Annotated in this window: 4 protein-coding genes; all 4 read right to left on the bottom strand. The window is 73.3% G+C overall.

Annotated features, from left to right (window positions below; translation table 11 throughout):
- Nucleotides 1-757, bottom strand: a 757-nt coding sequence (locus AC1D01_RS26825) for a class I SAM-dependent methyltransferase (RefSeq protein WP_477871793.1), incomplete at its 3' end; no start/stop codon positions are given.
- Nucleotides 758-771: 14 nt separating this feature from the next.
- Complete coding sequence (locus tag AC1D01_RS26830) at nt 772-1,701, bottom strand: JmjC domain-containing protein (protein ID WP_477871795.1); 930 nt, start codon at nt 1,699-1,701, stop codon at nt 772-774.
- Nucleotides 1,702-1,712: 11 nt separating this feature from the next.
- Complete coding sequence (locus tag AC1D01_RS26835; RefSeq protein ID WP_477871797.1) at nt 1,713-2,855, bottom strand: hypothetical protein; 1,143 nt, start codon at nt 2,853-2,855, stop codon at nt 1,713-1,715.
- Nucleotides 2,830-3,229: hypothetical protein (locus AC1D01_RS26840; RefSeq protein WP_477871799.1), on the bottom strand; the 400-nt coding region annotated here is incomplete at its 5' end. The genes AC1D01_RS26835 and AC1D01_RS26840, both read right to left, overlap by 26 nt.

The following is a 3,229-nucleotide window of genomic DNA, read 5'->3' on the forward strand; positions in this document are numbered from 1 at the left end:
GGTGCCAGCCGTCCTGCGGGAACTCGGCGGCCACCGCCAGCGAGCCGCCCGGCGGCAGCAGCTCGGCCAGCTGCTGCAGGCACTCCGGCGGCGCCCGCAGGTGATCGAGCACGTTCAGCGCGAGCACCATGTCGTAGCAGGGGCGCGACATCCCCGGGCCGACCAGCCGGGCCACGCCGGCCCGCGCGGCGCGCCGCTGCAGGAACAGGCGCTTCACCGGATCGATCTCGACCACGTCGGTCGCGATGCCGTTCAGCGCGAGCAGCAGCGCGACATGGCCGGCGCCGGCGCCGTAGTCCAGCGCGTGGCGGGGTGCGAGGCGCAGCAGCTGCCGCGCGATGCCGGCATCGGCCGGCTGCTCCGGGCCGAGCAGGTGCGCCCAGACGTCGTGCACGACGTTGCACAGGCCGACGTAGGCATCGGTGACCGGCTCGTCCCACGGGCGCAGCACCCCGGTGCGGAACTGCGGCAGCGCATCGATCTCGTCGCGCAGCGCGGTCGGCAGCTGCGCGATGAACTCGATCAGCGCATTCGCGCCCTGGTTCGCCACCTCGGCGGGCCCGGCGGCGCGCGCCACCTCGGGCAGGTCGTCGTGGCGCAGCGTGCCGTGCACCAGGCGGCACAGGTGCTCGGCGAAGTCGACGGCCTCGGCCGGCCGGCCCGGCTGCCAGCCGTCGGCAAAGCGTTCGCGCAACGCGTCGAGCGGAATCGGCGCGAGGCTGCGCGCCGCGATGATCTGCCTCAGTTCGTCGAGCATCGTGCGGCCCCCGCTCAACGCACCGGGATGCGGCCGCCGAGCAGGCGCTGCACCGCTGCGCCGTAGGCCGGCAAGGCCGTGGCACCACGCAGCCGCTCGACCAGGTCGACGCGCGCATCGGCCCAGGCGGCCGGGCCGCCGAGCGGCAGGTAGTCGCGCATCGCGTCGAGGTCGGCCGCGTTGCCGGCGAGCGCCTGCAGCAGGTCGAGGTAGCTCGGCATCTTGATGGCGACGCTGGTGTGCAGCGATTCCTCGGTCAGCGCACAGGCATGGTGGAAGGTGCCGCGCGGCAGGTACAGCAGGTCGCCGGGCTCGAGCTCGATCGTCGCGTGCGGCGCCTTGTCGTCGTAGGCCACCGGGCCGCCGTAGCCGACGATCGGGTTGACGTGCCGCTGGTCGGAGACGAACCAGCGCTTGCGGCCGGAGATCTGCAACACGAAGATCTCGCCGCAGTCGTAGTGCGGCGCGAGGCCGGGGTGGTCCTTCTGCGAATAGAACAGGCTGGTCTCGACCTCGGCCGAGAAGGTGTGCGCGAATGCGAGCTTCAGCGCCATCAGCTCGGGGAAGTGCGCTTCCTGGCCGAAGCAGTTGGCGGTGGCGCCGTTCAGCAGCAGCTGGCGCACGCGGTCCAGGCGCGGCGCGCGGGCGACGCGGCCGTCCATGTCGACGTACTCGTGCACCAGGTCTTCGTGCGGCACGAAGCCGCTGTCGATGTACATCTCGGGCAGGCGGCGGTACTGCCACGGCGTGCCGCTCTCGACCAGCCGGCGCAGCGTCGCGGCATCGGCGAGCGATGCGAAGCGGTCGCTGCCGTCGGCCAGGTAGAGCGGCTTGCGGTCCCAGTACTCGGTGCAGAAATGCGCCCAGTCGACCGGGTCGATCACCTGGGCGACCCGGGCCTGGCTGGCACCGAGCAGTTCCGCTGGCGAGGCGCGCTGGTTCATTCGGGGCTCCTTCAGGGTTGGGGTGACCGCGCCGATGGGGCGGCGGACGGGGCGGCGGTTGGGTGGGCCGGGAGGCTGATCGGCGTGTGGGCCGCCAGCCGCGCCTCGACCAGCGGCGTCAGCAGCAGCGCGAGCCGCTCGGCGCCGGCGGGGGACAGGTGGGAATCGCCGTCGAGGTACAGCGGTGCGGTGCCGTCGCCGGCGGGCAGCAGGTGCGTGGCCTGGGTCGCGTCGGGGAAGGGGCTGTCGAGCGTGGCCACGTCGGGCCGCGGCGACGGCAGCGAATGCGCGCGCCATCGCAGGTCGAAGCGGCCCTTCCAGGGCACGACCGCGAAGACCAGGTCGGCCTCGCGCTGGCGGCGCGCGTCGGCGTAGCCGCTCGCGATGCGCTGGTTCAGCACCGTGGCCGCCACCGTCGACTGCGCACTGAAGCCGAGCGGCGTCGGGTGCTCGCTGCGCTGCGAGCGGTCCCACAGCTCGGCGCCGAACTGCACCAGCCGCAGGTTCATCCAGGCGCAGCGCAGGGCCGTGGCCTCGGCACTGAAGGTGGTCACGTAGCCGCAGGTGGCGTGGGCGTTGCGGAAGATGCGGTAGGCGTCCCAGGTGTCGTTCTCTTCGGTGTGCACCACCACCACCGGCTCGGTGGCCGGCAGGCCGGCGAGCGTGGCCAGGTAGTCGGTGGGGCCGAAGCCCGGCACGCCGTGGTTGACGACCTGCACGCCGGCGCCGAGCCGTTGCTGCAGGCGCGCCGCCAGTGTTTCATCGTCGGACAGGCCCCAGCCGAAGACCTGCGAATCGCCGACCAGGTGAACGCGCAGCAGGGCGGCGGCGCCTGGTGCGACGTTGGGTGCGACGTTGGGTATGAACCCGGGCGTGAAGCGATGTCCGGCCGCGTCGGTCGAGACCGTGACCGTGCGGCCGAACTGGTAGGCGAGCGTGTGCAGGCCGCGCGCGAGCCGGTAGCGCGCGATGCCGTCGTTCGGCTCGAACACCTGCGGCGTGAGCGTGGCGCCGCCGAGGCCGATGCGCAGCGCGAATTCGGCCGCGCCCAACACCAGCAGCAACGCGAGCGCGGCCCACGCGAGGCGGCGCGGCCAGCGCCGCCCGGCGACGAGCGGAACGGCCGCGTCAGGAGAGCTTGCCGTGGCCTGCATGCAGGGCCTCCAGGATGGAGCGGGCCAGGATGCGCTGGCCGAGCGGGCTGTAGTGGTGGCTGCCGCGGTCGAACAGCGCGAGCGGATCGACGGCCTTCAGCGCCTCGTGCGGCACGGCCACGCGAAAGCCGCGTGCCTGCAGCTCGGTGGCGATCGCCGATTCCAGCGCATCGAGCCGCGCGACCGCCTGCGGAATGCGGCGCTGCCACGACTCGAACTGGGCCGCCTGCGGGTAGAAGCGGCGGTACTTGTCGAACTCGCTTGCCTGCACCTGGTAGTCGTTCGGCAGCAGCAGCACGACGGTCTCGCGCGCCGGCGGCAGGGCGCGCGCGAGCCGCTCCACCGCCGCCGCGGCGGCGCGCGCGAGCGTCGCG

The organism is Rhizobacter sp. P3_B12 (assembly GCF_056402895.1).